Raw genomic sequence first — 1,451 nt, forward strand, 5'->3', positions numbered from 1 at the left:
CGCCTGCGCCAGCTTCGACCAGTTCACCGGGTTCGAGGAACGTGGCGCGCGCTTTGCCGCGCTGGTGCGTGACCTTGCGGCCGATGCGGGAGGCACCGCGACCGGATGAGCGGCATGTCGCGCATAAACACATCGCAGGCGGCGCGATGGTGGCGGAGCATCGACCGGGTCACGCTGATCTGCGTCGGGATCCTGATCGGGTTCGGCTATATCCTGATGCTCGCGGCCAGCCCGGCGGTCGCGGTGCGTATCGGCGCGTCGCGCGACATGTTCATTTTCAAGCAGGTCTGCTTCCTGCTGCTGGCGGCCATCATCGTCATCGCCACCTCCCTTCTCTCACTGCGCGGTGTGCGGCTGGCGGGATGGATCGGGTTCGTGCTGGCGCTGGGGGCCACGTTCCTCACCCTTGTCCATGGCATCGAGATCAAGGGTGCGCGGCGCTGGATCGCGCTGCCCATGATGTCGGTCCAGCCGTCGGAATTCCTCAAGCCCTGCTTTGCCGTGGTCACCGCGTGGCTGCTGACCCGGGGGCGGGGGCAGAAATATTTTCCCGGCATGCTGGTCGCGTTCGCTCTGTTCGGGCTTGTGCTGCTGCTGCTCAAGTCACAGCCCGATATCGGGATGCTCAGCGTCATCACCACCGTGTTCCTGACCCAGCTGTTCATTGACGGGCTGAGCCTGTTCCTGGTGGGCGCGGGGGTGGCCGGCATGGTCGCGGCGTTTATCGGGGCCTACATGGTGTTTCCGCATGTGCGTTCACGCGTGGAGCGGTTCCTGCACCCGGCAGTGGGCGACCATTACCAGATCGACACGGCCCTGCGCGCGTTCGGCAATGGCGGCCTGCTGGGGCGCGGCCCCGGTGAGGGCCGGGTGAAGGATCTGCTGCCCGACGCCCATGCCGACTTCGTCTTCGCCGTGGCGGGGGAGGAATTCGGCATGCTGATCTGCCTGTTCATCATCGGCGTCTTCGCCACGATGGTGATCCGCACGCTGCTCAAGCTGCTGCATGAAAATGATCTTCATCGCGGTGGCGACGGCGGGGCTCATGACGGGGTTCGGCCTGCAGGCCTTCGTCAACATGGGGTCCACGCTGCACCTGATCCCGACCAAGGGCATGACGCTGCCATTCATTTCCTATGGCGGGTCGTCAGCCATGTCGGTTGCGCTTACAATCGGCATGGTGCTGGCCCTGACCCGCAACCGGCTGGGTGAGGGCCGGTTCGGATCCTTCGGCACGCCCCCTTCCTCAACGCGGAAAGCATCATCATGACCCGTCACTGCATTGCTGTCGCGGCCGGAGGCACCGGTGGCCATTTCTTCCCGGCCGAGGCACTGGCCTGTGAACTGGTGCGCCGGGGGCATGACATTATCCTCATGACCGACCGCCGCGCGGGCGTGCGTGAAACCGGCATCTTCGCCGGGCGGCAGCAGTTCGTCCTGCCCGGTGCCGG

Annotated in this window: 1 protein-coding gene and 1 pseudogene; both read left to right on the top strand. The window is 65.6% G+C overall.

Going from position 1 to position 1,451, the window contains the following annotated elements; genetic code table 11:
- The first annotated feature begins 105 nt into the window (after nt 1–105).
- Nucleotides 106–1,270 (top strand): annotated as a pseudogene (locus tag JCM25156_RS25525) (FtsW/RodA/SpoVE family cell cycle protein).
- A partial coding sequence (locus JCM25156_RS25530; RefSeq protein ID WP_034960487.1) for a glycosyltransferase occupies nt 1,267–1,451 on the top strand: 185 nt, incomplete at its 3' end. The pseudogene JCM25156_RS25525 and the gene JCM25156_RS25530, both read left to right, overlap by 4 nt.

This window comes from Komagataeibacter kakiaceti JCM 25156, assembly GCF_000613305.1.